The sequence below is a fragment of the Azospirillum sp. B510 genome (genome assembly GCF_000010725.1).
GTDB lineage: Bacteria > Pseudomonadota > Alphaproteobacteria > Azospirillales > Azospirillaceae > Azospirillum > Azospirillum lipoferum_B.
Genome location: NC_013857.1, coordinates 367,579 through 389,994, shown reverse-complemented (window position 1 = coordinate 389,994; position 22,416 = coordinate 367,579). Strand labels below are relative to the sequence as shown.

Here is a 22,416-nt window from a genome sequence, read left to right as displayed (position 1 = left end):
TTCTTGTGCGGCGCACGGGGTGCGTGGAGGATCGCTTCGGTTTTGCTGGCGCGTGGCGGAGGGCCGTGGCCCTGGCGGCGGCCACCCTCACGATGTTAGCCGGCGTCCGCCTGATTCCATGCTGAATGCATGGGCGATTTGGATGATTGTTGTGCCGACCCGTCGCTTTGCGGTGCTTTGTGCGGCCGGGGCGCCGGTAGTCTCGCAGGGCGGTCGATGCCTCGGGCCTGTCGGAGAATTGCCCGCACGGTGGAAACGCCGAGGAGGAGGGAGCGGTGAGCGACGGTGGACTGGAGGATCGGGCTGAGGACAGTGCGTTGCCGTCGTCCCTGACGGTCGACGCCTTCGACACGCGGGTCGCCGACATCGCCGACATCGATCTGGAGCGCCTGCATGCGTTGTCGATTTCTGTCGGCTGGCCCCATCGTGCCGAGGATTGGCAGTTCGTCCGCGAGGTGGGGCACGGCGTCGTCGCCCTCGACGAGATCGACCGCGTCCTGGGCTCGGCGATGTGGTTTCCCCATGGCGACGATTTCGCGACCATCGGCATGGTCATCACCTCGCCCCGGTTGCAGGCGCTCGGGGTCGGCGAATGGTTGATGAAGCGGGTGCTGTCGGCGTCGGCGGGACGGGGCTATCGGCTGAACGCCACCCGCGCCGCGCTGGCGCTCTACCGTTCGTTGGGCTTCGTCGGCCACCGGACCGTGTTCCAGTGCCAGGGCGAGGCGCGTCGCGGCGACGAACCGCCGACGGCGGAGCCGGTGCGCCGCCTGACGGCCGGGGACCTGGAGGCGGTGACGGCGCTGGACGCCCGTGCCTTCGGAACCTCGCGGGCCGGATTGATCGCGCGGCTGTTCGAGCAGTCGGTCGGTTATGGCCTGGAGCGTGACGGCGCGCTGGTGGCCTTCGCCCTGTGCCGGCCCTTCGGCCGCGGCCATGTCGTCGGCCCCCTGGTCGCCGGGCTGGACGAGGACGCGGTGGCCGTGCTGCGGCCGCATGTGGACGAGCATGACGGCCGTTTCCTGCGTCTCGACACCCATCTGGACGAGGGGATCTTCCCCCTGTTCCTCGCCCGGTCGGGCCTGCGGGTTCGCGACACGGTCCTGACCATGTCGCTGGGCGCCCCCCCGATCGATCCGGCGACGCGGGCGCCCGACCGCCCCGTCACCTATGCGCTCGCCACCCAGGCCCTGGGTTGAGCCGCCAGCGGCCCCACGGATAAGGATGTGCCGATCATGCCGGGACAGATGCCGGAAACCTGCGCCGGCCCCCAGCGCAAGGTGTCTTGCAAAGTGTCTTCCAAGCCGTCTTCCGGAGTTTCCTCCACTCCGGTCCAGTCCCGAAGCCGCAGCGGCGTGATGCTTCGGGTGATCTCCGCCGGGCTGTTCGTGGTGATGTCGCTGTTCGTCCGGCTGGCCTCCGCCGAGGCGCCGGTCGGCCAGATCGTCTTCTACCGCAGCGCCTTCGCGCTGCCGCCGATCATCGCCTATCTGATGTGGCGCCGGCAGTTCCCGTCCGCCTTGAGGACTCGCCAGCCGGTCGGGCATCTGAAGCGCAATCTGTATGGCGGTGCCGCGATGGTGCTGTCCTTCATTTCACTGGCCTATCTGCCGTTGGCGCTGGCGACCGCTCTGGGGTTCCTGGCCCCGCTGCTCGCGGTGCCGGCCGCCATGCTGTTCCTGCGGGAGCGGCCGGGCGCCGTGGCCATCGGTGCCGCGCTGACCGGCTTCGCCGGGGTGGTCCTGATGCTCGCCCCCGCCTTCGAAGGGCCGGCCCTGGATCACGACACCATCATCGGGGTGGCGGCCGGGCTGGCCATGGCCGTCGCGACCGCGGCGGGGCGGGTCGAGATCAAGGCGCTGACCGCGACCGAGGCGCCGGGAACCATCGCCTTCTACTTCGCCCTCCTGTGCGCGCTCGGCGGTCTGGCGAGCGCGCCGTTCGGTTGGGTCACGCCGGGCGGGTTGTCGCTGGTCTGGCTCGTCGGGGCCGGCATGACCGGCGGGCTGGCGCACATCACCATGACCGAGGCGATGGCCCGCGCGTCGGTCTCCACCCAGGCGCCCTTCGACTACACCGCCATGCTGTGGGCGCTGATCCTCGACGCGGCGATCTTCGGGCTGCTGCCCTCCCCGCTCAGCCTGGCGGGAGCCTGCGTGATCGCCGCCTCGGCCCTGGTGGTTCCGCTGGCCGACCGCTTCACCGGCCGGTTGGAGGCTTTGCGGGCCACGCGCTGACGGTTGGGGCGGGGGGGCGCGCGGGGCGCGCATGGTCAGGCCCCGCCGGCGGCCGGGAAGCGGTCGATGCGGAAATCCTGCAACGGCGTGTCGGTGCGGCCGGTGGCGATCAGTTCCGCCATCACATCACCGACGCCGGGGCCGAGCTGGAAGCCGTGGCCGCTGAAGCCGAAGGCGTGGTACAGGCCCGGCACCGCCGCCGACGCTCCCATCACCGGCAGCTTGTCGGCGACATAGCCTTCGCAGCCAGACCAGGTGCGGATCACCGTGACGTCGGCGAGCGCCGGCAGCAGGCGGAGCAGGGCCCGCAGCTGTCCGGGCAGCCGCGCCGGGTCGGCCTTGGCGTGGCCGGGATCGAGCGCCACCGGCACCCGTTCCGCCGCACCGCCGAAGACGATGTTGCCACGCTCCACCTGACGCAGATAGCCGTCGCCGCCCGCCCGCGACCACATGCCGACGACCGGAGAAATCCGGTGGGGCAGGGGTTCGGTGACGCCCATCTGCGGACCGTATGCGGTCATCGGAACGGTTTCCCCGAAGCCGGCGGCGACGCGGGCGCCCCAGGCGCCGGCCGCGTTCAGCAGGCAATCCGCCGTGAAACGGCCGTGTCGGGTGACGGCCTCGAATCCAAAGACGGTCGCCGCCACCGCCACCGCCCCGCACTCCTCGATGATGTCGGCGCCCAGCCGGCGGGCGGCGTCGGCGAAGGCCGGCGCGATCAGGCGCGGGTTGCCGCTGCCATCCTGGGGCGAGAAGGAGGCGGCGATGGCGCCCGGTCCCAGACCGGGGAAACGGCGACGGATCTCAGCCGGCGTCAGTTCGTCGAGCTCCAAGCCCCAGGGCCGCGCGTCGCCGATGTAACGGCGCATGTCGGTCAGACCATCCTCGTCGAACACCAGCCGCAGATGGCCGGCGGCGCGGAATTCCACATCCCGGCCCAGCATCCGCTCCGCCTCGCCCCACAGCGCGCGGGAGCGATGGGCGAGCGGCAGTTGCGGCAGATAGCGTCCGGTGCGGCGGATGTTGCCGAAGGAGGCGACCGTGGCGCCGGAACCGACGCGGTTGCGCTCCAGCAGCGTGACGCCCAAGCCGCGCCGGGCCAGGAAGAAGGCGGCGGCCGATCCCATCAACCCGCCGCCCAGCACGATAATCCTCATCGACCTCTCCCACATCCGGGCCCATCCGGGCGGATGCGGCTCCGCCCTGCCGCCAAGGCTGCCGATGCCGTGCCGGCCGGTCAAAGACGGGTTGCGCGGAAGCCCATAAGGCCGGGCTATGGGGCGGATGCATAAGTCCGGCTTATGTGTTCGCTTCCATTGGGTCTTAGACCCCCGGCCCGCCGCCTGTCAGCCTTCCGTCCGGATCAGACGCAAGCCGATTTGCGGAAGGGAGCGGAGATGGACGGGGGTATTGATCGCGGCGCGGCGGTTCCAGGAGCCGATTGGAAGATCGGCGTCGATATCGGTGGAACCTTCATCGATTTCTGCGCGCTGGAAACCCGGTCGGGCCGGGTGGCGTCGCTGAAGGTGCTGACCACGCCGGAGGATCCCGGCGCCGAACTGATGACCGGTCTGACCCTGCTGGCCGAGCGCGAGGGGCTGGACCCGCGCGCCGTCAGCCGTTTCGTGCATGGTACCACGGTCGGCATGAACACGGTTATCCAGCGCAAGGGCGCGCCGCTGGCGCTGCTGACCAACGCCGGGTTCGAGGATGTGATCGAACTCGCCCGGCTGCGCATGCCCGACACTTATTCGCTGTTCTGCTCGCGTCCCGACCAGCTGGTCGCCCGCGACATGGTCTTCGGCATTCCCGCCCGCCTGCGGGCCGACGGCGCGGAGCGGCAGGCCCCCGACATGGCCGCCGTCGCCGAGGCGGTGGCCGTTCTCAGGGCCAAGGGCGCTTTGGGCGTGGTGGTTTCCTTCCTGCATTCCTGGCGCGACGACGCCCACGAGACCGCGGTGAAGGAGGAGGTGGCGCGGCTGGCGCCCGAGCTGTTCGTCTTCACCTCCGCCGAGGTCTGGCCGGTGATCCGCGAGTATGAGCGGACGACGACCGCGATCCTCAACGCCTATGTCCATCCGCGGATTTCCGGCTATCTGTCGGCGCTGGAGGAGAGGCTGGCCGGGCGCGGCGTGCCCGCCCGCCCGCTGCTGACCAAGTCCAACGGCGGCGTGATGAACGCGGCGGAGGGCAAGCGGGCCTGTGTCCACATGCTGCTGTCGGGTGCGGCGTCGGGTGTGAACGGGGCGGCGTGGCTGGCCCGGCAGGCGGGGGAGCCGCGCATCCTGACGCTCGACATCGGCGGGACCTCGGCCGATTTCGCCCTGATCATCGACGGACGGGCCCGGTTCGGCGTCGGCGAGATGATCGGCGAGTTTCCGCTGCACATCCCGTCGGTGTCGGTCAGTTCCATCGGCATCGGCGGCGGGTCGATCGCCAGCGTCGATGGGCGGGGGGTGCTCCGCGTCGGCCCCGAATCCGCCGGATCGACGCCGGGTCCGGCCTGCTACGGCCGTGGCGGCGAACGGGCGACGGTGACCGACGCGATGGTGGTGTGCGGCTGGCTCGGCCATAGCCAGATGGCCTATGGCCAGTTGCGGATGGATGTCGGGCTGGCGCGCGCCGCGGTGGGGCGGCTGGCCGAGCGGCTGGGCCGTTCGCCGGAGGCCACCGCCCAGGCCATTCTCGACGTCGCGGTCTCGGAGATGTTCGCCGAGGTCGAGAAGATGGCGGCGCGGGCCGGCGTCGATGTCCGCGACTTCGCGCTGATGCCCTTCGGCGGCGGCGGGCCGATGCTGGGCGTGTTCCTGGCGCGCGAGCTGGGGATGCCGCACGTGGTGGCGCCGCGCTGGCCGGGTGTCGTCTCGGCGCTGGGCGGGCTGGTCGCCGACCTGCGCGGCGATTTCGTCCGCACCCTGTTCGCCGAGCTGTCCGCCGAACTGATGCCGGTTCTGCGCGAGGCGTTCGCCGCGATGGGTGGGGAAGGGCGGGACTGGCTCGCCGCTCAGGGGCATGCCGGCGCGGTCGAGCTGAGAATCGTCGCCGACATGCGCTATGCCGGGCAAAGCTACGAGATCGAGACGCCGTTGGCCTCCTCCTGGCTGGAAGGTGACGATCCTGGCGCCATCGCCGCCGCCTTCCATGCGGCGCATGCGCGACTTTACCATTTCGACGACCCCGATGGTCGGATCGAGATCGTCAACCTGCGCCTGTCGGCCATCGGCACCGGCCCGGTGCTGCGTTTCCCCGTGGTGGAGGATATGCCGCGCGCCGCGTTGGCGGAGCGGAGCGTACCGGTCTTCACCGGCGGCGCCGTGACCCAGGTCGGGCTGTACCGTCGCGCCGACCTGGCCGCCGGCGACCGTTTTCAGGGTCCGGCCATCGTCGCCCAGGAGGACACCACCTTCGCCATTCCGGCCGGAACCGATGCGCGTGTCGATGCGCACCTCAACCTCCACCTGACCTTCGCGGAGTGATCGCCATGTCCGATAGCCCAGTGTTCGACCGGATGAAGTTCGACCGTATGAAGCTTCAGGTCCTGGCGAACCACGCGCGCTCGGCGGCCGAGAACATGGCCCACACGCTTCAGCGCACCGCCCATTCCGCCTTCGTCAAGGAGACGGAGGATTTCACCGTCATGCTGCTGAACCGCCGGGGCGAGACCTTCGGCGTGCCGATGGAGCTGGGGGCGACCTGGTATCCAGGCCTGACCTATGGCCGGGCCATCGCCATGATCGAGGATTACCGGCCCGGCGACGTCGCCTTCACCAACGATCCCTATTCCGGCTTCGTCGCCACCCACGCCCCCGACACCCATCTGTGGAAGCCGGTCTTCTTCGAAGGCGAGATCATCGCCTGGACCGGCGGGCACATCCACAACACCGACATGGGGGGGGCGGTCCCGGCCTCGCTGTCGCGGGCGCTGACCGAAATCCATCAGGAGGGCATCCGCTTCCCGCCGATGAAGCTGGTCCGCGAGGGGGTGTTCGACGAGCAGATCCTGCGGATCATGACCGCCAACGTCCGCAAGCCCGACCTGAACATCGGCGACATCAAGGCGCTGGTCGGCGCGCTGAACACCGGCGAGCGCAAGATCCTCGCCATGGTCGGGAAGTTCGGCAAGACCACCTTCCTTGACGGCGTCGAGGCGCTGCTCGACCATGCCGAGGCGCAGGCGCGCGACATCCTGCGGGCGATGCCCGACGGGCGCTGGGAGTTCGCCGACTACGCCGACGAGGATTCGGTCACCGCCAACCCCTGCCGCCTGAAGCTGACCCTGACGATCCGGGGCGACGAGGCGATCCTCGACTTCACCGGGTCGGACCCACAACTCGCCTCCTCGCTCAACGTGCCGTCGGGCGGCGATCCCCGCCATACCATCCTTCTGGTCGGGGTCTATTACGTCCTCTACACCCTCAACCCGAAGATCCTGCTCAACACCGGCCTGACCCGGCCCTTCACCTGTATCACGCCCGAGGGGACCGTGCTGAATCCGGTGTTTCCGGCGGCGGTGGGGATGCGGTCGCTGACCTGCGCGCGGTTGCGTTCGGTGATCTTCGGCGCCTTTTCCCAGGCGGTGCCGGAGCGGCTTCCGGCGGCCCCGGCCGGCAACAACTGCATCGTCAACGTGATGACCACCGACGAACGGACGGGCGGCCGGATCATCGCCGCCGTCAACCCGGTGGTCGGCGGCGGTGGCGGCATGCCCCACCGCGACGGCACCAACGGATCGGGAGCCGACGCCGCCTACCTCCGGAACACGCCGATCGAGATCACCGAGATGGAAACCCCGGTGGAGTTCGTCCGCTATGGTCTGGCGCGGGACAGCGGCGGGGCCGGGCGCTGGCGCGGCGGGCTCGCCACCCACATGGCCTTCCGCGTCTTCGCCCCCGACACCCGCATCACGGCGCGCAACCGCGACCGCGGCTTCTTCCGCCCCTGGGGCGTGCTGGGCGGCCGGGCGGCGGGGCTGTCCGACATGGTGGTCAATCCCGGCACGCCGGGCGAAAAGCGGCTGGGCAACATCGACACCGCGGTGCTGCAACCGGGTGACGTGCTGGACATCCGTTCGGCCGGCGGCGGCGGACGGGGCGATCCGTTTACGCGCGAGGCGTGGCGCGTGGCCCAGGACGTGGCGCGCGGCTATGTCTCCGCCGAGGCGGCGGAGCGGGAGTATGGCGTCGTCATCCGCGACGGCGCGCTGGACATGGCGGCGACGGACCGGCTCCGCGCCACCCGGCCGGCACCAACCGGACATTTCCATTACGGTCCCGAGCGCGAGGGCTATGAGCGGCAATGGACGCCGGACGCCTATGAGGCGTTGACGCGGATCCTCGCCGGCCTGCCGATCCATTGGCGCTTCTTCGCCAAGACGGAGATCTTCAGCCGCATGGCCGGCCGCGCCGGGGCCGAGGGGGTGAAGGCGGCGCTGGCCGAGGTCCATGCCCGCTTCCCCGAGATGCCACGCCCGCCGGCCGCTGTTCGGGAGGCGGCGGAATGAGCGGTGACTCATCGGCCGGCGGCCGGCTGGTCCGGCTGGCCGAGACGGGACGGCCCCCGGTCCGTTTCCTGCTGGATGGGGTGGAGCGTGTGGCGCTGTCGGGCGATACGGTGCTGACGGCGATCCTGACCAATGGTCCGGCGCTGCGTCAGGCGGAATTCGGGCCGGAGCGGCGCGCCGGCTTCTGCCTGATGGGAGCCTGTCAGGATTGCTGGGTATGGCAGGAACAGGGCGCCCGCATCCGCGCCTGCACCACCCCGGTGGCCGAAGGCATGCGGCTGCTGACCGGCGATCGGGAGGATTGGCCATGACCGAGGTTGGCGGGGCGCGCGTCGTGATCGTCGGGGCCGGTCCGGCCGGCATCCGCGCGGCGGAGACGCTGGTGGCGGCCGGGCGGCGCCCGACGGTGATCGACGAGGGCGCGCGGGCCGGCGGGCAGATCTACCGCCGCCCGCCCGACGGCTTCACCCGGCCGCCGGGGCTGCTCTACGGGTCGCAGGCGGGCAAGGCGGTGGCGCTGCACGGGTTGTTCGACGGGCTGGTCGCGGCAGGCCGCGTCACCCATCTGCCGCGCCATTCGGTCGTCGCCCTGGCCGATGGCGTGCTGCATGCGCTTGGCGATGCCGGGTCCCGGCGGATCGCCTATGACCGGCTGATCCTGGCGACCGGGGCGACCGACCGTCTGGCCCCGGTGCCGGGCTGGCAGGCACCCGGCGTCTACGGCCTGGGCGCGATGCAGATCGCGCTCAAGGCCCAGGGGGGCGCGATGGGACGGCGGATCGCGCTTGCCGGATCGGGACCGCTGCTGACCTTGCTGGCGACCCAACTGCTCAAGGCGGGAGCGGGGGTCGCGGCGGTTCTCGACACCGCCGGACTTGGTGGGCAGATCGCCGCCTTCCCCGACCTCGCCGTCCGGCCGGGCTTCGCCCTGCAAGGGCTGGCGATGCGGGCGCGGCTGGGGCGGCTCTACCATGCCGGGGTCAAGCTGGAGAGGATCGAGGCGTCGGACACCGGGGTGACCGCGCTCCGCTGGACGGATGCCGGTGGACGGGCGCGGCGGACCCCGTGCGATGTGGTCGGGCTGGGCTGGCATCTGCGGGCGGAAACCCAGCTTGCCGATCTCGCCGGCTGCCGCTTCGCCTATGACCCGACCTGGGCGCAGTGGTTGCCCTGCGCCGACCGCATGGGCCGGGCCGGAAACGGCGTCTATCTGGCCGGCGACGGCCTGCGCCTGCTGGGGGCCGATGGGGCGGAGGTCGCCGGACGGCTCGCCGCCGCGGCCTGCCTGTCCGATCTGGGGTTGCCGGCGCCGGACAGCGCGCCCGATCTGAAACGGCTCGATCGGCTGGAGCGCTTCGCGCGCGGCATCGCGCGGGCCTTTCCCTGGCCTACGCAGCAGGTGCGGGCCCTGCCCGACGACACCATCCTGTGCCGCTGCGAGGGGATCACCGCCGGGGCGGTGCGCGAAACGGCGGTCTATGGCGGGGCGGAGGCCAATCGGGTGAAGTCGCTGGGGCGCGCCGGGATGGGGCGTTGCCAGGGCCGCTATTGCCAGCTTGCGGCGGCCGACCTCGCCGCCGCCGCCGGCGGGCTGGCGGACGCCGGTGCGGCCGGGCGTCTGCGGGCGCAGGCGCCGGTTCGGCCGGTGCCGGTCGGCGCGTTGGCCGGGGAGGACTGACGCGCCGACCGGCCAAGCGGCGTCGTTCGGCTCTGGGTTCCGCTCAAGGGCCGGCTTTGATCATCCCCGATCCTCGGCAGGTCGCTGGCGATGACGCGGACCGGCTCACGCGATGGCGCCGCCGCCATCCACGCGGACGGTCGATCCGGTCGCGAAGGGCGTGGTGGCCAGGAACAGCACGGCGTTGGCGATATCCTCGGGCTGGCCGACCCGGCGGGCGGGCAGGCGTTGGGCCGCTCCGGCGAACATGGCCTCGCGCTTGTCCTCGGGAAGGCCGGACCAGAGCGGTGTCTCGATCAGGCCGGGCGACACCGCGTTGACCCGGATGGGAGCGAGTTCGAGGGCCAGGCCGCGCGCCAGCGCCTCCAGCGCCGCGTTGATCGCCCCTTGCAGCACCGAGGTGGCGGAGGGCCGGACGCTGAGGAAGCCCGACACGAGGGTCAGCGAACCCGTCTGGTTGATCTTGGCGGAGCGGGCGACGTGATAGGCGCCCCAGAACTTGCTTTCCATCGCGATCCGGGCGTCGGCGATGGACAGGCCCCGGACCGGGCCGCCCGGCGTCTGCGCCGCCGAGATGACGACATGGTCCCAGGCCGGCTCTTCGGCGAAGACGCGTTCGACCATATCCGGGTCGCGGGTGTCGAGCGGGATGGCACGGGCATCACCGCCGATCCGGCCCAGCGCCGCATCCAGCTTGTCCCGTGACCGTGACGCGATGGTGACGGAGGCGCCGGCCCCGGCGGCGGCCATCGCGGTCGCCAGACCGATGCCGGAACTGCCGCCGATCACGAGCATGCGCTTGGTCTTCAAGGCTTCGGACATGATGACTTTCCTTTGTCGAGGGATCGGGAGGGCGGGCCTGTCGGTGCCGCCATCCTTAACGGAGACAACCCTATTCCTTTCATAAATCGCGCAGTATCCTTGGTATGATCGATAGACTCTCCACCAAATGGAAAGAATGTGGCCGGTATGCTGGATGACATCGACGAGCTTCGCACCTTTGTGCGCATCGTCGCCGCAGGCAGCCTGTCCGCGGCCGGGCGGGAGATGAATCTGGCGCTCAGTGTCGTCAGCAAGCGGCTTGCATCGCTCGAGCGGCGGACCGATACCCGGCTGGTCGCCCGCAGCACCCGCCGTCTCGCCTTGACGGAAGAGGGACGGCGGCTCCATGCGCATGCCCAACGCATCCTTGCCGAGATCGCCGAAGCCGAGGAGGCGCTGAGCCATGGACGTGTCGAACCTCGGGGCGTGTTGCGGGTCGGGGCGCCGGCGGCCCTGGGACGGATCCATGTCGGGCCCGTCTGCCGCGCGCTTGTCGAGGCTTATCCCGGTATCTCGGTCGATCTGTGCCTGACCGACCGCATGGTCGACCTGATCGACGAGGGGATGGACGTGGTCGTCCGGATCGGCGTGCCACGGGATTCGACGCTGGTGATGCGGCGGTTGGCCGACAATCACCGTGTCGTGGTCGGCGCCCCCGCCTATCTCGAGCGCCGCGGGCACCCCGTCGCGCCGCGGGATCTGGAACGTCACGACTGCATCCAGTATCGCGGGGCCGGCGGTCGCTGGCGCCTGCTTGGCCCTGGTGGCATGGTCGAGGTCGACACCGCCTCCAGGCTGCGGAGCGACAATGGCGATGTTGCCCAGGACTGGGCATTGGCCGGTTGCGGCCTGATCTTGAAGTCGTGGATCGACGTGCAGGACGATCTTGCCGCCGGTCGCCTGATGCGGGTGTTGCCGGACTGGCATGGCGATCCGGCGCCGGTCTGCGCGCTCTTCCCCTCCCAACGCCAGTTGCCGACGCGGGTGCGGCTGTTTCTGGACGCCATGGCGCAGCGGCTGAACCGGACGGGCGTTCCGGGTGACGCGCCCATCCGCAAGGCGATCGCTTCCCTGGCGATCTGTCCTCTGGCGACCGATACCTGAGTATGGGTTTCGGCCTGTCCCGGCCTTCGGCACTGTCGCCGTCAGGATTGGCTTGAGCAGGAGATCGGGTTATGGACTGGGCGGCTTCGGAGGTATCGCCTCCTCTCCCGGTGCCGCCGTTCCCGGCCTTCGTCGGGCGGGGGCCGGAGGGGGGCGACCGGCTTGAGGCGGCGGCCGACTGGCTGCTGCGGGTGGCGAGCGACATGCTGGCGCCGGACCGGCGGTCGGTGGAGGATTGCCTGTCGCTGGCCCTGGCCCGGCTGCAACGGGCCGATGGCGACCGGAGTGGGGTCGATCAGGCATCCGACGAGGGCGGCGGCAAGGTCACGCCGGCAAGGATCGGGCTTGCCGCGTGGCAGGTGAAGCGGGTGTCGGCCTATGTCGACGCCCATCTCGCCGGTTCCATCCGGAACCAGGATCTGGCGGCGGTGGCGAAGCTCAGCCGCGGCTATTTCTGTCAGGCATTCAAGGACAGCTTCGGATGCCCGCCGCACGCCTACATCGTACGCAGGCGGGTGGAACGGGCGAAGGAATTGCTGGAAACGACGAACACGCCGCTGTCGCAGATCGCGCTGGATTGCGGTTTCTCCGACCAGTCGCACTTCTCACGCATCTTCCGCCGCATCGCCGGGGAGGCGCCCCGTCTGTGGCGGCACAGGAACCGGATCGACGGGCATGACGGTGACGTCATCGCGTCACCAACCGGCTGATCCCGACGGTTGCGGCCATGGGCAGTGACGGACGGAAAAGCGGCGGCGGTGCTATGGCCCGCCGCCGCCGCCGGTTCAGCCATGCGCGGCGTAGGCGTCCATCACGCGGGTGGAATAGACCAGGGCCGCACCGGCGTTCAATGCGATGGCGACGCCCAGCGCCTCGGCGATCTCATCCTGGGTGGCGCCGCTCTTGATCGCCGCCTCGGTATGGACGGCGATGCAGCCGTCGCAGCGGATGGAGACGGCGACCGCCAGCGCGATCAGTTCGCGGGTCTTGGCGCCCAGCAGATCCTTCTTCTGGCCGGCGGCGCTGAGCCCGGCATAGCCACGCACGGTGTCGGGGCTGAGCTTGGCGATCTCGCCGACGCCTGTGAGCACCTGCTGACGATATTCGTTCCAATTGAGCATCATGGTCGGTTTCTCCTTCGGGTGCCGGCCGTGCGACTGTCAGGGCCGGCTGGATGACCACACGCTACGGTTTGGCGGGCGGGCGATATAGAAGGATGCGCGCGTCTTTTGGACGCCGTTCCGGGGGAGTCGGCACCCCGCCTTCACACCCCTCCGATGGCGATGGCCGTCGCCCCGCCGGAATCGCCCCGCCGGAATCGCCCTTGGCGCGGCCGCTCTCGGGAGCGGGGGTTATATTACGATCACCATCATTGCGCATTCAATGATGATCGTCATATAATTTGGCGTCCGGGAGCCAGAGGCGATCAGAGCGATCCCGGCCCGGATCGGTTACGGAAGGTGCATCATGCGGGTGAGCAAGGAGCAGGCGGCGGAGAACCGACGCCGGGTCGTCGAGGTGGCGAGCGCCCTGTTCCGTGAACGCGGTTTCAACGGCATCGGCGTCGCCGACCTGATGAAGGAGGCCGGACTGACCCATGGCGGCTTCTACGGCCAGTTCGCCTCCAAGGAGGATCTGGCCGCCGAGGCCTGTGCCCATGCCATGGAAACGATGTCGGCGCGCTGGAGCCAAGCGGCGGAAACGGCCGGCGAGGATGCGCTGCCGGCGATGCTTGACAGCTATCTGTCGCCGCGCCACCGCGACCACAGCGCCGCCGGCTGTCCCGTCGCGGCGCTGGGAACCGATGTGGCCAGACAGGGCGGTGCCGCGCGCGGCGCCTTCACCCGCGGGCTGCGTCCTTTCCTCGACAGTCTGAGCCGGCTGGTGCCGGGCCGGTCGGCCGAGGCGAAGCGCAAGGCCGCGCTCGCCACATTCTCGGGCATGGTCGGCGCGCTCATCCTTGCGCGTGCCGTCGATGACCCCGCCCTGTCGGAGGAGATCCTGGCGGCGGCACGCGCGAGCTTGGGCAAGCCTGACAGCGGTGGGGCCTTGACAGCGGTGGGGCCTGATAGCGGCGGGAATTGACCGCCGTGGCGTCGCAGTGCCGGTCAGGCGATGCGGCGCAGCAGGTCGATCCGCAGCGGTTCGCCCAGCAGCGTGTCGAACTGCGCGGCGAGGCCGGTGAAGGACGCTCCCTTGGCATGGGCATCGAGGGCGGCCTGATCCTGCCAGACCTCGTACATCACGATGGTGCCGGGATGTTCACGGCTGACATGGGCGGAATAGGCGAGGCAGCCCGGTTCCGTCAGCACTGCCGGGACGATGCCGGTGATCGCGTCGGTCAGGGCCTGTTCCTGGCCGGGCTTGGCGACGAGATAGGCGACGAGTTGGACCTGATCGCTGGGGGGAATGGTCATGGCGGCGTCTCTCCGTGACTGGGGGCGGACCGGGAACGGTCTCGATCCTTGCTCCGCAGAGTGAACTCCCGGCCGGGTGTGTGGCAACACGGCACTTCGGCCAGGAGTATGGCGTGGAAGGAGTTCGGCATGGACCTGGGCCAACGCTTTTCCGGCCATCCATGCGGGTGAAAACGGATATTCCGTGCCGGGGCTTTGGCCGGAATCGTGGTGTCTTTGACATTCATGACAACGGAGCCGCCGCCTAATCTGAGGGCTGTGGCTCGGCGTCCCGCAAGCCGGAGTTTGGGGCAGGGCGGGGCAGAGGATACGGAGAGGGGCATGCTCACCATCGGGTTCGTGGTGTTCGACGACTTCCAGGTGATGGGGATGGCCGCGCTCTCGGCCTTCGAGATGGCGAATCTCGTGCTTGGCCGGCAGGCCTACCGGGTCGAGATCCTGTCGGAACAGGGCGGCCCGGTGCGCAATTCGCTGGGCTTCTCCGTCGAGACCCGGCCGTTCGCCGACAGCGTCTTCGACACGACCATCACCATCGGATCCTTGCGGGTCAAGCCGTCCAGCCCTGGAATGCTCGCCTATCTGCGCGACGCCGCCGGGGTCTCGCGCCGGATCGCCGGCATCTGCACCGGCGCCTATGTGCTGGCGGAGGCCGGGCTGCTCGACGGACGCCGCGCCACCACCCATTGGAACCACGCCCGGACCTTGCAGCGCCTCTATCCCAAGGTGAAGGTGGAGGAGGACCGCATCTTCAGCGTCGACGGCAATGTCTGGACCTCGGCCGGGATGACGGCGGGCCTCGACCTCGCCATGGCGCTGGTCGAGGATGATTTTGGCGCGCGGGTCGCCAAGGAGGTCGCGCGCAAGCTGGTGGTCTATCTGCGCCGTCCCGGCGGCCAGTCGCAATTCTCCGCCCTGCTGGATCTGGAGCCGCGCTCCGACCGCGTGCGGCGGGCGCTGGTCCATGCCAAGGAAAATCTGACAAACGAGCTTTCGGTCGAGGAGCTGGCGGACGCCGCCAACCTCAGCCCGCGCCAGTTCAGCCGTCTGTTCCGCCAGGAGACCGGGCAGACCCCCGCCAAGGCGGTGGAGCATCTGCGGCTGGAGGCGGCGCGGGTGATGATGGAGGAGGGCCGCCATTCGATGGACGTCATCGCCCGTGAAACCGGCTTCGCCGACCGCGAGCGCATGCGCCGCGCCTTCCTGCGCGCCTATGGCCAGCCGCCCCAGGTGATCCGCAGGTCGATGGAAAGCGACCGCGTTCCGGCGCTGGACTGAAAGACAAGCCTGTCCCTGTTACTTTTGCAGGTTGCGGCCAACACCACGGTTAATACCTAGATATGGCTCCCATGATACTTCGGATGCGGTAGCCTTTTCCATCATCGCAAGCAGGAATACCACGGGGGAACGGTTCGAGTCCCTGGACGCTCCCGCTTGCCCGGTTTTCACCAGAACGGACATCCAAGCCATGCAACTCACCGGCAACACCATCTTCATCACGGGGGCCACCTCGGGCATCGGCCGCGGGTTGGCCGAAGCGTTCCACAAGCTGGGCAATCAGGTCATCATCGCCGGCCGGCGCAAGGCCTTGCTGGACGAGGTGACCGCCGCCAACCCCGGCATGCGGGCCATCGAGCTGGACATCGCCGACCCGGCCAGCATCCAGGCCGCCGCCGACCGGCTGGTCGCCGGGAACCCGGCGTTGAACGTCCTGATCAACAACGCCGGCATCATGCCGTTCGACGACGCGTCCGGTGTCATCGACGACGCGCAGGCCCAGTCGATCATCACCACCAACCTGCTCGGCCCCATCCGCATGACCTCGGCGCTGATCGAGCATCTGAAGGCGCAGCCGCGCTCGGTGATCATCAACAACACCTCGGTGCTCGCCTATACGCCGCTGGCCAACACCGCGGTCTATTCGGCCAGCAAGGCGGCCCTGCACAGCTACACGCTGTCCCAGCGCTTCATGCTGCGCAACAGCAGCGTCACCGTGCAGGAGATCGCGCCGCCCTGGGTCAACACCGACCTGATCAAGAAGGGCGACGATCCCCGCGCCATGCCGCTGGACGCCTTCATCGAGCAGACGATGGCGGCGCTCGCCACCGACGCGGAGGAGGCCATCGTCGAAAGCGCCCGCCCGATGCGCGACAATGCCGGCCCGAACGAGCATGCCCTGGTGATGGGCTTCAACAGCTACATCGCCGAGAACCCGATTCCGGTCTGACCGGAGCGGTCCGACGGGACGCGAGGAAAGGGCCGCCGGACGAAAATCCGGCGGCCCTTTCCTTATGGCTTTTTGTGGCGATGCCTCATTCCGCCGGGGCGCTGGCCAACCGCCGTTCGCGGGCCGGGGCGAATTCCAGAACGCAGGCCAGGGTCACGCACAGCGCGCCGATCCAGCCCAGCTCCCGCACGCTGGCGAGGCTCAGCACCAGCGAGCCCAGCGCCGCCCCCACCGAGAAACCGAAATAATGAAAGGAGGCGTTGACCGACAGGATGATCGGCGCGTGCTGCGGCCCGGTGATGCCGATCAGGCGGGCCTGCTGGCCGGGATAGAAGGCCCAGGCGCCGAATCCCCAGGCGATGATGCCGGCGAAGGCGGGAGCCAGCGCCAGGGCGGGCGGCAGCAGCTCCGCCGTCAGCGACAGGCTGGCCAGCGCCAGCACGATCAGCGGCAGGGTCAGCGCCACGATGCGGGCACCGCCCAGCCGGTCGGTCAGCCGTCCGCCCACCGCCAGTCCGATGAAGGCCGACAGCCCCCAGGCGAACAGGGCGAAGCCGACCGCCGCCCCTTCCAGCCCGGCCACCCGCTGGAGATAGGGGGCGAGATAGGGATAGACGGTGAAGGGACCCATCGCCCACAGCGTGGTGACGGCCAGCGGCCGGCGCACCGCCGGGTTCCGCAAGGCCGCCAGCCGCGCCCCCAGCCCGACCACCGGAACATTGGAGCCGATGGCCCGCGGCAGACCGACCAGCAGGCCGGCAACCGCGACCACCGAGAGAAGGGCGACGCCGACGAAGGTCATGCGCCAGCCCAGCGTGTCGCCGACGATGGCGCCCAGCGGCACGCCGAAGACGATGGCGAGGCTGAGGCCGCTGGTGACGATCGACAGGGCGCGTCCGCGTTCCGACGGCGGCACCAGCACCCCGGCCAGCGCGTTGGCGTTGGGAACGAACAGCCCGGCCGCCATGGCGAGCAGCACGCGGGCGGCCATCAGCCCGCCATAGCTGCCGGCGACGGCGGCCACGATGTTGGCGGCGACGAAGGCCAGCATGGTGACGATCAGCAGCAGGCGGCGGCTGACGGCACCGGTCAGGGCGGTCAGCACCGGCGAGCTGGCGGCATAGGTCAGGGCGAAGACCGACACCAGCTGGCCCGCCGCCTGTTCGCTGACCGAGAGGTCGGCGGCGATGTCCGGCAGGATCGCCGCGATCATGAAGCTCTCGGTCCCGACGGCGAAGGACCCGAGCGCCAGCCAATAGAGTGGCGCTTTTGAATGAGCATGGGGGAAAGCCATGGGGAGTTTCCTGTGCGGAGCCATTCCGGGCGGCGCAAGGCGTGGCGGCCTTTGCGCCCTGTCGGCGGACAGGCGGCGGAAAATGGCGGATGCCCGAAGTTTAGGACGAGGGGCCGGCGGCGTGAATGTCACGGAAACCACTTTTCCAGACATTCATGCCGCGCGGCATGCCGGATCGGGGGGAGACCGGATCGGGAGGATGTCCCCTCAGACCCCGATCCTGCTCTTTGCCAGCGGCAGGCTGCGGATGCGCTGCCCGGTCAGTGCGGCGACCGCGTTCACCACCGCCGGCGGGACGCCGGGCAGGCCGGGTTCGCCGACGCCGCCCATCGGGGCGCCGCTCTCGATGATCTCCACATGCACGGCGGGCATGGAGCGGCGGGACAGGATCGGGTAGTCGTCGAAATTATGCGACTGACGGACGCCGTCCTTATAGACCAGCTCCTCGAACAGGGTGGCCGACAGGCCGAGCGCCACGGCGGATTCCACCTGGGACTTCACGATGGCCGGATTGACGATGCTGCCGGGATCGAAGGCGACCCAGACGGTATGAACCCTGGTCTCGCCGCCCTCGACCGACACTTCGGCGATGGTCGCGGTTTCCGATCCGAAGGGGGAGGCCATCGAGACGCCGCGGGCGCGGCGCGCACCGTCCACCTCGTAGGGGCCGCGCTTCCAGCCGCCGGACATCGCCGCCACCGTCTCCAGAAGCTTGCGGTGGCGCGGCTTGTCCTTCAGCAGCTCCATCCGCAGGGCGAAGGGATCCTGGCCGCCGGCGAGCGCGATCTCGTCCAGGAAGCCCTCATAGAAGAAATCATTCATCGAATGGCCGACCGAGCGCCAGAAGGCGATGGTCACGGGATGGGGGAACTTCACATACTCCATTCGGCGGTTGGGGATGGCGTAGGGCTTTTCCGTCACGCCCTCCACCGCCGAGCTGTCGACCGGATCCTTGAACACCGCGCCGAACCAGCGGCCGAGCGGTCCCTCGCCCACGGTGCGCGCCTGGATGGCGGTGGGGCGGCCGTCGGCGCCGATGGCGGCGCGGAAGCGGGTGAAGCTGAGCGGGCGGACGGCGTCCATGCGGAACTCCTCCTCCCGCGACCACAGCACCTTCACCGGGCGGCCGGTGCCCTTCGCCAGTTGGATCGCCTGAAGGAAGGGGTTGGCGCTGCCATAGAGGAAATGCCGGCCGAAGAAGCCGCCCAGCATCGGCGAATGCAGGATGACCTTGTCCGGCGGCAGCCCGGCGGCCTGGGCCGCCACCGACTGGAACAGCTCCGGCATCTGGTTGGGCGCCCACAGCTCCAGGGTGCCGTCCGGGTTGAAGCGCGCCATCGAGGACGGCGGCTCCAACTGTCCATGGATCAGATAGGGGGCGTCATACTCCGCCTCGATCACCTTGGCGGCCTTGGCGAAGGCGGCGGCGGCATCGCCCGCCGTCTCCGCCGGAAGACCGGCTTCGGTCGAGGATTTCAGCGCCGCCAGCAGCCCGTCGGAGCCATAGTCGGCGGCCACGCTGTCCAGTCCGGACGAGGCGGGCGCCGTCCAGCTCACCGACAGCGCCTCAACCGCCCTGCGGGCGCGCCACCAGCTGTCGGCGGCCACCGCCACCGCGCCCGGCAGCGTGTGGACGGAATGGACGCCGGGCATCGCCGCCACCGCCGCCCGGTTGGCGATGGCCTGGACGGTCGTGCCCTGGTTGGGCGCATGCCGCACGGCGGCGTAGAGCATGCCCTCCAGCTTCTGGTCGATGGCGTAGACGGCCTTGCCGGTCGATTTGGCCCGCACATCCAGCCGCGCCACCGGCTGGCGGATGTAGCGGAAGCTGGACGGGTCGCGCAGGGCCACGTCGTCGCGTGGCGGCAGTGCCAGGGCGACGGGGGCAAGCTCGCCATAGGACAGGCGGCGGCCGCTGGCGGCATGGATGACGAAGCCGTCCTCGGTGGACAGGCTCCGCGGCTTGACCTTCAGTCTCGTGGCCGCCGCGCGGATCATCATGTCGCGGGCGGTGGCGCCGAGCCGACGCATCAGCGGATAGCTGGACCGGGTGGAAAAGCTGCCGCCGGTCATCCGCAGCCCGTTGATCACACCGTAATCGGCACCCGGCGGGGCGCATTCGACGGTGAAGCGGCCGGGATCGACGTCCAACTCCTCGCCGACGATCTGGGCGAGGCCGGTGCTGATGCCCTGTCCGCCCTCGACGAAGGGACTGAGCAGGGTGACGGCGTTGTCCTTGCCGATGACCAGGAAGGCCGGGACGCGGGTGCCCGGTTTGATGGCCGCCGCCGCGGTTGCGGTGGTCTGTGCCCGGACCGGCATGGAGGGCAGCAGGGCGCCCAGCACCAGCGCGCTGGTGCCGAAGCCGAGGAAGGCGCGGCGCGACAGGTTGGAGACGCCGTCCGGCTTCATCAGCGGAACAGCCGACTGTGCCGCGATCTGGAGTTCGAGCGGAATCCGGTAGCCGTTCGGAGACTGGGTGCGTGCCGGTGACGGGGCGGTGAGCAGGCGGTTCATGGGTCTCGCTCCTCTCAGCCGGCGGCCTGGCGGATGGCGGCGGCGACGCGGTTGTAGGTTCCGCAGCGGCACAGGTTGGTCATCGCGTCGGCGATGTCGCCGTCGGTCGGGTGCGGCGTCTGCTTCAAGAGGGCGGTCGCCGCCATCACCTGTCCGGACTGGCAATAGCCGCATTGCGGCACCTGCGTCGCCACCCAGGCCTCGACCACCTTGCGGCCGACGGGATCCTCCTCGATGGCGTCGATGGTGCGGATGTCGGCGCCGCCGACGCTGTCCACCGGCACCTGGCACGAGCGGGTGGCGGTGCCGTCGATCATCACGGTGCAGGCGCCGCATTGCGCGATGCCGCAACCATATTTGGTCCCGGTCAGCCCCAGCGTGTCGCGCAGGACCCAAAGCAGCGGCGTGTCGTCCTCGACCGCCACCTGATGGGTGCGGCCGTTGATGTGGAGAATGGTCATGACGGTCTCCCTCGGGAGTGCATGGTGGGGGAATTCTGCTGGCGTTGATTGTCGCCCGCCGACCGTCGGACTCGTATCCATCCCTAGGTATTAAGGATGCGAACCCTATGAGTGTTTATTGACTGGAAATGGCGCAAGTCCAGGAATCCGGACAAGGTTGCCGTCTTTCCAAGAATTTCCTATAGATGATCCAGGACAAGAGACCGCGATGATCCGGTGGCCTGAAGGGCGATGGGGAAGGATTTCGATCGATGGATCTTCGGCATGCCGACCTGTTCGAGATCTCTCCCATCTCGATCCTGTGCGAAGACTGGTCGGGTGTGAAACGGGCGATCGACGAGGTGATCGCCGGCGGGGTGGCGGATTTCGACCGTTTCCTCGACGACAACCCGCAATTCTTCTTCGATGTGCGGCGCTTCCACCATATTCTCGACGCCAACCGCTCGACGCTCGACCTGATGGGCTTCGCCGACAAGGAGAGCTTCCTGCGGGAGTCGCGTCTGCGGCTACCGGCCAGTCCCGCCAGCAATGCGCAGGTGTTCAGGGCGATGGTTCGTGGCGACACGGTCTGTCAGGGCGAACGCGTGCTGCACACCAAGGATGGCCGCGTCGTGCCCATCCTGTGGCGGGCGAGCCTGCCGCCGGGCCCTGCCGATCCGGAGGCCTACAGCCGCCTCTATTTCTTCGCCGTCGACGTGACGGAACTGAAGCGGGTGCAGGAGGCGCTGATGTCGGCGCAGGCCAATCTCAGCCATGCCGGGCGCCTGTCGCTGGTGGGGGAGTTGGCGGCGTCGCTGACGCACGAGGTGTCGCAGCCGCTGGTCTCCATCGCCAGCCATGCGGCGGCGGCGGCGCGCTGGCTTTCCCGCGAGCCGCCGGATTTGGCGGAGGTGGCGACCAGCCTGAACCGCATCACCGCCAGTTCCCGCCACGCCGTGCGGGTCGTCGGCAAGATGCGTTCCTTCGCGCGCCGTGGCGAACTGGTGACCGAGCCGATGAAACCGCATGACTGCATCGCCGATGCGGTGACGCTGGTGGAACATGAGGCCTATCGCCAGAAAACCCGGATCTCCGTCGACATCCCACCCAACCTGCCGGTCATCGTCGGCGACCGCACCCAGATCCAGCAGGTGATCGTCAACATCGCCTACAACGCCATCCAGGCGATGCAGGCGGCCGGGTCGCTGGACCGCCGCATTTCCATCACCGCCGCCGTCGCTGCCGCGGCGGACGGATCGGCGACGGTGACCTTTGCCGTCGCCGACACCGGTCCCGGCATTCCCGACGCGCTGCTGCCGCGGATCTTCGAGCCCTTCTTCTCGACCAAGGACGAGGGGATGGGGCTGGGCCTGTCGATCTGCAAAACCATCGTGGAGGAGCATGGCGGCCGGCTGTGGGCCGACAACCATGCCGAGGCTGGCATGCAGGGCGCCACCTTGTCCTTTTCGTTGCCGGTGGCGCCGGCGCCGGTTACGGCGACCGTCGGTGCGGCTCAGCCCGCCGTGCCGTAGCGTGTGACGGTGCGTTCGCGCACGCCCAGGATTTCCGCCATCCGCACGAGGTCGGCCAGCGACTGGGCCCGCATCTTGCGCATCAGGTTGCCGCGGTGGATCTTCACCGTTACCTCGCTGAGGTCCAGCTTGGCCGCAACCTGCTTGTTCATCAGTCCGGCGGTGACCAGCGCCATCACGTCGCGTTCGCGCGGGGTCAGTTTGGCGAACAGCGCGCGCACCGCGTCGTCCTCCCCGCGTTCGGAGCGGCGCCGTTCGTCCAGCGCCACCGCTTCGCCGACCGCTTGCAGCAGCTCGTCGTCCGCGAAGGGCTTGGTCAGGAAATCCGCGGCGCCCGCCTTCATGGCCCGCACGCTCATCGGAATGTCGCCCTGGCCGGTCATCAGCACCACCGGCACGGTGATGGAACGCTGCCGCAACGTCTGCTGCACCTCCAACCCGTCAGCGCCGTCCAGATAGACGTCCAGCATCAGGCAGGCGGCATCTGCGGCTTCGCCGCTGGCGAGGAACTCCTCGGGCGACGCGAAGGCCAGCACCCGGTAATCGGCGGAACGCAGCAGGCTTTCCACCGCGCCGCGCACCTCCGCATCATCGTCGATGATGCAGACCAGGGCGGAGCCGCCCCCCGTCATGCTGTCTTCCGGCATGGAT

General features: G+C 69.5%; 20 protein-coding genes. 12 read left to right on the top strand and 8 right to left on the bottom strand.

The annotated features are described in order from the left end of the window. Positions 1-275 precede the first annotated feature (275 nt). Positions 276-1,199, top strand: a complete 924-nt coding sequence (locus AZL_RS26175) for a GNAT family N-acetyltransferase (RefSeq protein WP_012977439.1) — start codon at positions 276-278, stop codon at positions 1,197-1,199. Between the two features lie 159 nt (positions 1,200-1,358). Then, complete coding sequence (locus AZL_RS26170) at positions 1,359-2,237, top strand: DMT family transporter (RefSeq protein ID WP_042445674.1); 879 nt, start codon at positions 1,359-1,361, stop codon at positions 2,235-2,237. 35 nt (positions 2,238-2,272) lie between these two features. On the opposite strand, the gene AZL_RS26165 is transcribed toward AZL_RS26170, so the two are convergent. Then, entirely contained in the window at positions 2,273-3,394 is a 1,122-nt protein-coding gene (locus AZL_RS26165) for an NAD(P)/FAD-dependent oxidoreductase (RefSeq protein ID WP_012977437.1), read from the bottom strand. Positions 3,395-3,634: 240 nt separating this feature from the next. Between AZL_RS26165 and AZL_RS26160 the strand changes: the two genes are divergently transcribed. From AZL_RS26160 to AZL_RS26145, 4 genes are read left to right on the top strand one after another with little or no spacing between them, the layout of a single operon-like run. Beyond that, a complete protein-coding gene (locus AZL_RS26160; protein ID WP_012977436.1) occupies positions 3,635-5,713 on the top strand; it encodes a hydantoinase/oxoprolinase family protein in 2,079 nt (692 codons plus the stop codon). A 32-nt stretch (positions 5,714-5,745) separates the two neighbouring features. Next, positions 5,746-7,737 carry a hydantoinase B/oxoprolinase family protein gene (locus tag AZL_RS26155; RefSeq protein ID WP_012977435.1) on the top strand — a complete coding sequence of 664 codons (1,992 nt, stop codon included), beginning with the start codon at positions 5,746-5,748 and terminating at the stop codon, positions 7,735-7,737. Next, entirely contained in the window at positions 7,734-8,048 is a 315-nt protein-coding gene (locus AZL_RS26150; RefSeq protein WP_012977434.1) for a (2Fe-2S)-binding protein, read from the top strand. Before AZL_RS26155 ends, AZL_RS26150 begins: the two co-directional genes overlap by 4 nt. Then, complete coding sequence (locus AZL_RS26145; protein WP_012977433.1) at positions 8,045-9,415, top strand: NAD(P)/FAD-dependent oxidoreductase; 1,371 nt, start codon at positions 8,045-8,047, stop codon at positions 9,413-9,415. Before AZL_RS26150 ends, AZL_RS26145 begins: the two co-directional genes overlap by 4 nt. Positions 9,416-9,520: 105 nt before the next feature. Here AZL_RS26145 and AZL_RS26140 read toward each other — a convergent pair whose 3' ends face one another. Then, complete coding sequence (locus AZL_RS26140) at positions 9,521-10,237, bottom strand: SDR family oxidoreductase (protein ID WP_012977432.1); 717 nt, start codon at positions 10,235-10,237, stop codon at positions 9,521-9,523. Positions 10,238-10,384: 147 nt separating this feature from the next. On the opposite strand from AZL_RS26140, the gene AZL_RS26135 reads away from it, so the two are divergent. Next, a complete protein-coding gene (locus AZL_RS26135; RefSeq protein ID WP_012977431.1) occupies positions 10,385-11,341 on the top strand; it encodes a LysR family transcriptional regulator in 957 nt (318 codons plus the stop codon). A gap of 71 nt (positions 11,342-11,412) precedes the next feature. Further along, positions 11,413-12,051 (top strand): helix-turn-helix domain-containing protein, encoded by a 639-nt coding sequence (locus AZL_RS26130; protein ID WP_012977430.1) that lies wholly within the window; start codon positions 11,413-11,415, stop codon positions 12,049-12,051. A 75-nt stretch (positions 12,052-12,126) separates the two neighbouring features. Here AZL_RS26130 and AZL_RS26125 read toward each other — a convergent pair whose 3' ends face one another. Beyond that, entirely contained in the window at positions 12,127-12,462 is a 336-nt protein-coding gene (locus AZL_RS26125; protein WP_042445873.1) for a carboxymuconolactone decarboxylase family protein, read from the bottom strand. 346 nt (positions 12,463-12,808) lie between these two features. On the opposite strand from AZL_RS26125, the gene AZL_RS26120 reads away from it, so the two are divergent. Beyond that, positions 12,809-13,426 (top strand): TetR/AcrR family transcriptional regulator, encoded by a 618-nt coding sequence (locus AZL_RS26120; protein ID WP_012977428.1) that lies wholly within the window; start codon positions 12,809-12,811, stop codon positions 13,424-13,426. 23 nt (positions 13,427-13,449) lie between these two features. Here the strand turns inward: AZL_RS26120 and AZL_RS26115 are convergent, their stop codons facing one another. Continuing rightward, a complete protein-coding gene (locus tag AZL_RS26115; RefSeq protein WP_012977427.1) occupies positions 13,450-13,758 on the bottom strand; it encodes a putative quinol monooxygenase in 309 nt (102 codons plus the stop codon). Between the two features lie 321 nt (positions 13,759-14,079). On the opposite strand from AZL_RS26115, the gene AZL_RS26110 reads away from it, so the two are divergent. Both AZL_RS26110 and AZL_RS26105 read left to right on the top strand, forming a co-directional pair. After that, positions 14,080-15,033 carry a GlxA family transcriptional regulator gene (locus AZL_RS26110; RefSeq protein ID WP_012977426.1) on the top strand — a complete coding sequence of 318 codons (954 nt, stop codon included), beginning with the start codon at positions 14,080-14,082 and terminating at the stop codon, positions 15,031-15,033. Positions 15,034-15,223: 190 nt separating this feature from the next. After that, positions 15,224-15,982, top strand: coding sequence for an SDR family oxidoreductase (locus AZL_RS26105; RefSeq protein WP_012977425.1), 759 nt, complete (start codon positions 15,224-15,226; stop codon positions 15,980-15,982). Between the two features lie 85 nt (positions 15,983-16,067). On the opposite strand, the gene AZL_RS26100 is transcribed toward AZL_RS26105, so the two are convergent. The 3 genes from AZL_RS26100 to AZL_RS26090 form a co-directional block, all read right to left on the bottom strand. Continuing rightward, positions 16,068-17,276 carry an MFS transporter gene (locus AZL_RS26100; protein WP_012977424.1) on the bottom strand — a complete coding sequence of 403 codons (1,209 nt, stop codon included), beginning with the start codon at positions 17,274-17,276 and terminating at the stop codon, positions 16,068-16,070. Between the two features lie 207 nt (positions 17,277-17,483). Continuing rightward, positions 17,484-19,688, bottom strand: a complete 2,205-nt coding sequence (locus AZL_RS26095) for a xanthine dehydrogenase family protein molybdopterin-binding subunit (protein ID WP_042445870.1) — start codon at positions 19,686-19,688, stop codon at positions 17,484-17,486. A gap of 119 nt (positions 19,689-19,807) precedes the next feature. Continuing rightward, positions 19,808-20,254 carry a (2Fe-2S)-binding protein gene (locus AZL_RS26090; RefSeq protein ID WP_012977422.1) on the bottom strand — a complete coding sequence of 149 codons (447 nt, stop codon included), beginning with the start codon at positions 20,252-20,254 and terminating at the stop codon, positions 19,808-19,810. Positions 20,255-20,505: 251 nt separating this feature from the next. Between AZL_RS26090 and AZL_RS26085 the strand changes: the two genes are divergently transcribed. After that, positions 20,506-21,765: a sensor histidine kinase gene (locus AZL_RS26085; RefSeq protein WP_012977421.1), complete on the top strand. Its 1,260-nt coding sequence runs from the start codon at positions 20,506-20,508 to the stop codon at positions 21,763-21,765. Here AZL_RS26085 and AZL_RS26080 read toward each other — a convergent pair. Further along, on the bottom strand, positions 21,747-22,412 hold the full coding sequence (locus AZL_RS26080; protein WP_012977420.1) for a response regulator transcription factor: 666 nt from the start codon (positions 22,410-22,412) through the stop codon (positions 21,747-21,749). The two genes, AZL_RS26085 and AZL_RS26080, sit on opposite strands and share 19 nt — an antisense overlap. Between the last annotated feature and the right edge of the window lie 4 nt (positions 22,413-22,416).

Excerpts from the sequence above, each read along its gene's own strand:
- AZL_RS26090 (WP_012977422.1), bottom strand. The coding sequence starts at position 20,254 with ATGACCATTCTCCACATCAACGGCCGCACCCATCAGGTGGCGGTCGAG.
- AZL_RS26085 (WP_012977421.1), top strand. The coding sequence starts at position 20,506 with ATGGATCTTCGGCATGCCGACCTGTTCGAGATCTCTCCCATCTCGATC.
- AZL_RS26095 (WP_042445870.1), bottom strand. The coding sequence starts at position 19,688 with ATGAAGCCGGACGGCGTCTCCAACCTGTCGCGCCGCGCCTTCCTCGGC.
- AZL_RS26150 (WP_012977434.1), top strand. The coding sequence starts at position 7,734 with ATGAGCGGTGACTCATCGGCCGGCGGCCGGCTGGTCCGGCTGGCCGAG.
- AZL_RS26155 (WP_012977435.1), top strand. The coding sequence starts at position 5,746 with ATGAAGTTCGACCGTATGAAGCTTCAGGTCCTGGCGAACCACGCGCGC.
- AZL_RS26105 (WP_012977425.1), top strand. The coding sequence starts at position 15,224 with ATGCAACTCACCGGCAACACCATCTTCATCACGGGGGCCACCTCGGGC.
- AZL_RS26125 (WP_042445873.1), bottom strand. The coding sequence starts at position 12,462 with ATGCTCAATTGGAACGAATATCGTCAGCAGGTGCTCACAGGCGTCGGC.
- AZL_RS26170 (WP_042445674.1), top strand. The coding sequence starts at position 1,359 with ATGCTTCGGGTGATCTCCGCCGGGCTGTTCGTGGTGATGTCGCTGTTC.
- AZL_RS26140 (WP_012977432.1), bottom strand. The coding sequence starts at position 10,237 with ATGTCCGAAGCCTTGAAGACCAAGCGCATGCTCGTGATCGGCGGCAGT.
- AZL_RS26130 (WP_012977430.1), top strand. The coding sequence starts at position 11,413 with ATGGACTGGGCGGCTTCGGAGGTATCGCCTCCTCTCCCGGTGCCGCCG.
- AZL_RS26160 (WP_012977436.1), top strand. The coding sequence starts at position 3,635 with ATGGACGGGGGTATTGATCGCGGCGCGGCGGTTCCAGGAGCCGATTGG.
- AZL_RS26115 (WP_012977427.1), bottom strand. The coding sequence starts at position 13,758 with ATGACCATTCCCCCCAGCGATCAGGTCCAACTCGTCGCCTATCTCGTC.
- AZL_RS26145 (WP_012977433.1), top strand. The coding sequence starts at position 8,045 with ATGACCGAGGTTGGCGGGGCGCGCGTCGTGATCGTCGGGGCCGGTCCG.
- AZL_RS26110 (WP_012977426.1), top strand. The coding sequence starts at position 14,080 with ATGCTCACCATCGGGTTCGTGGTGTTCGACGACTTCCAGGTGATGGGG.
- AZL_RS26135 (WP_012977431.1), top strand. The coding sequence starts at position 10,385 with ATGCTGGATGACATCGACGAGCTTCGCACCTTTGTGCGCATCGTCGCC.
- AZL_RS26080 (WP_012977420.1), bottom strand. The coding sequence starts at position 22,412 with ATGCCGGAAGACAGCATGACGGGGGGCGGCTCCGCCCTGGTCTGCATC.
- AZL_RS26165 (WP_012977437.1), bottom strand. The coding sequence starts at position 3,394 with ATGAGGATTATCGTGCTGGGCGGCGGGTTGATGGGATCGGCCGCCGCC.
- AZL_RS26100 (WP_012977424.1), bottom strand. The coding sequence starts at position 17,276 with ATGGCTTTCCCCCATGCTCATTCAAAAGCGCCACTCTATTGGCTGGCG.
- AZL_RS26120 (WP_012977428.1), top strand. The coding sequence starts at position 12,809 with ATGCGGGTGAGCAAGGAGCAGGCGGCGGAGAACCGACGCCGGGTCGTC.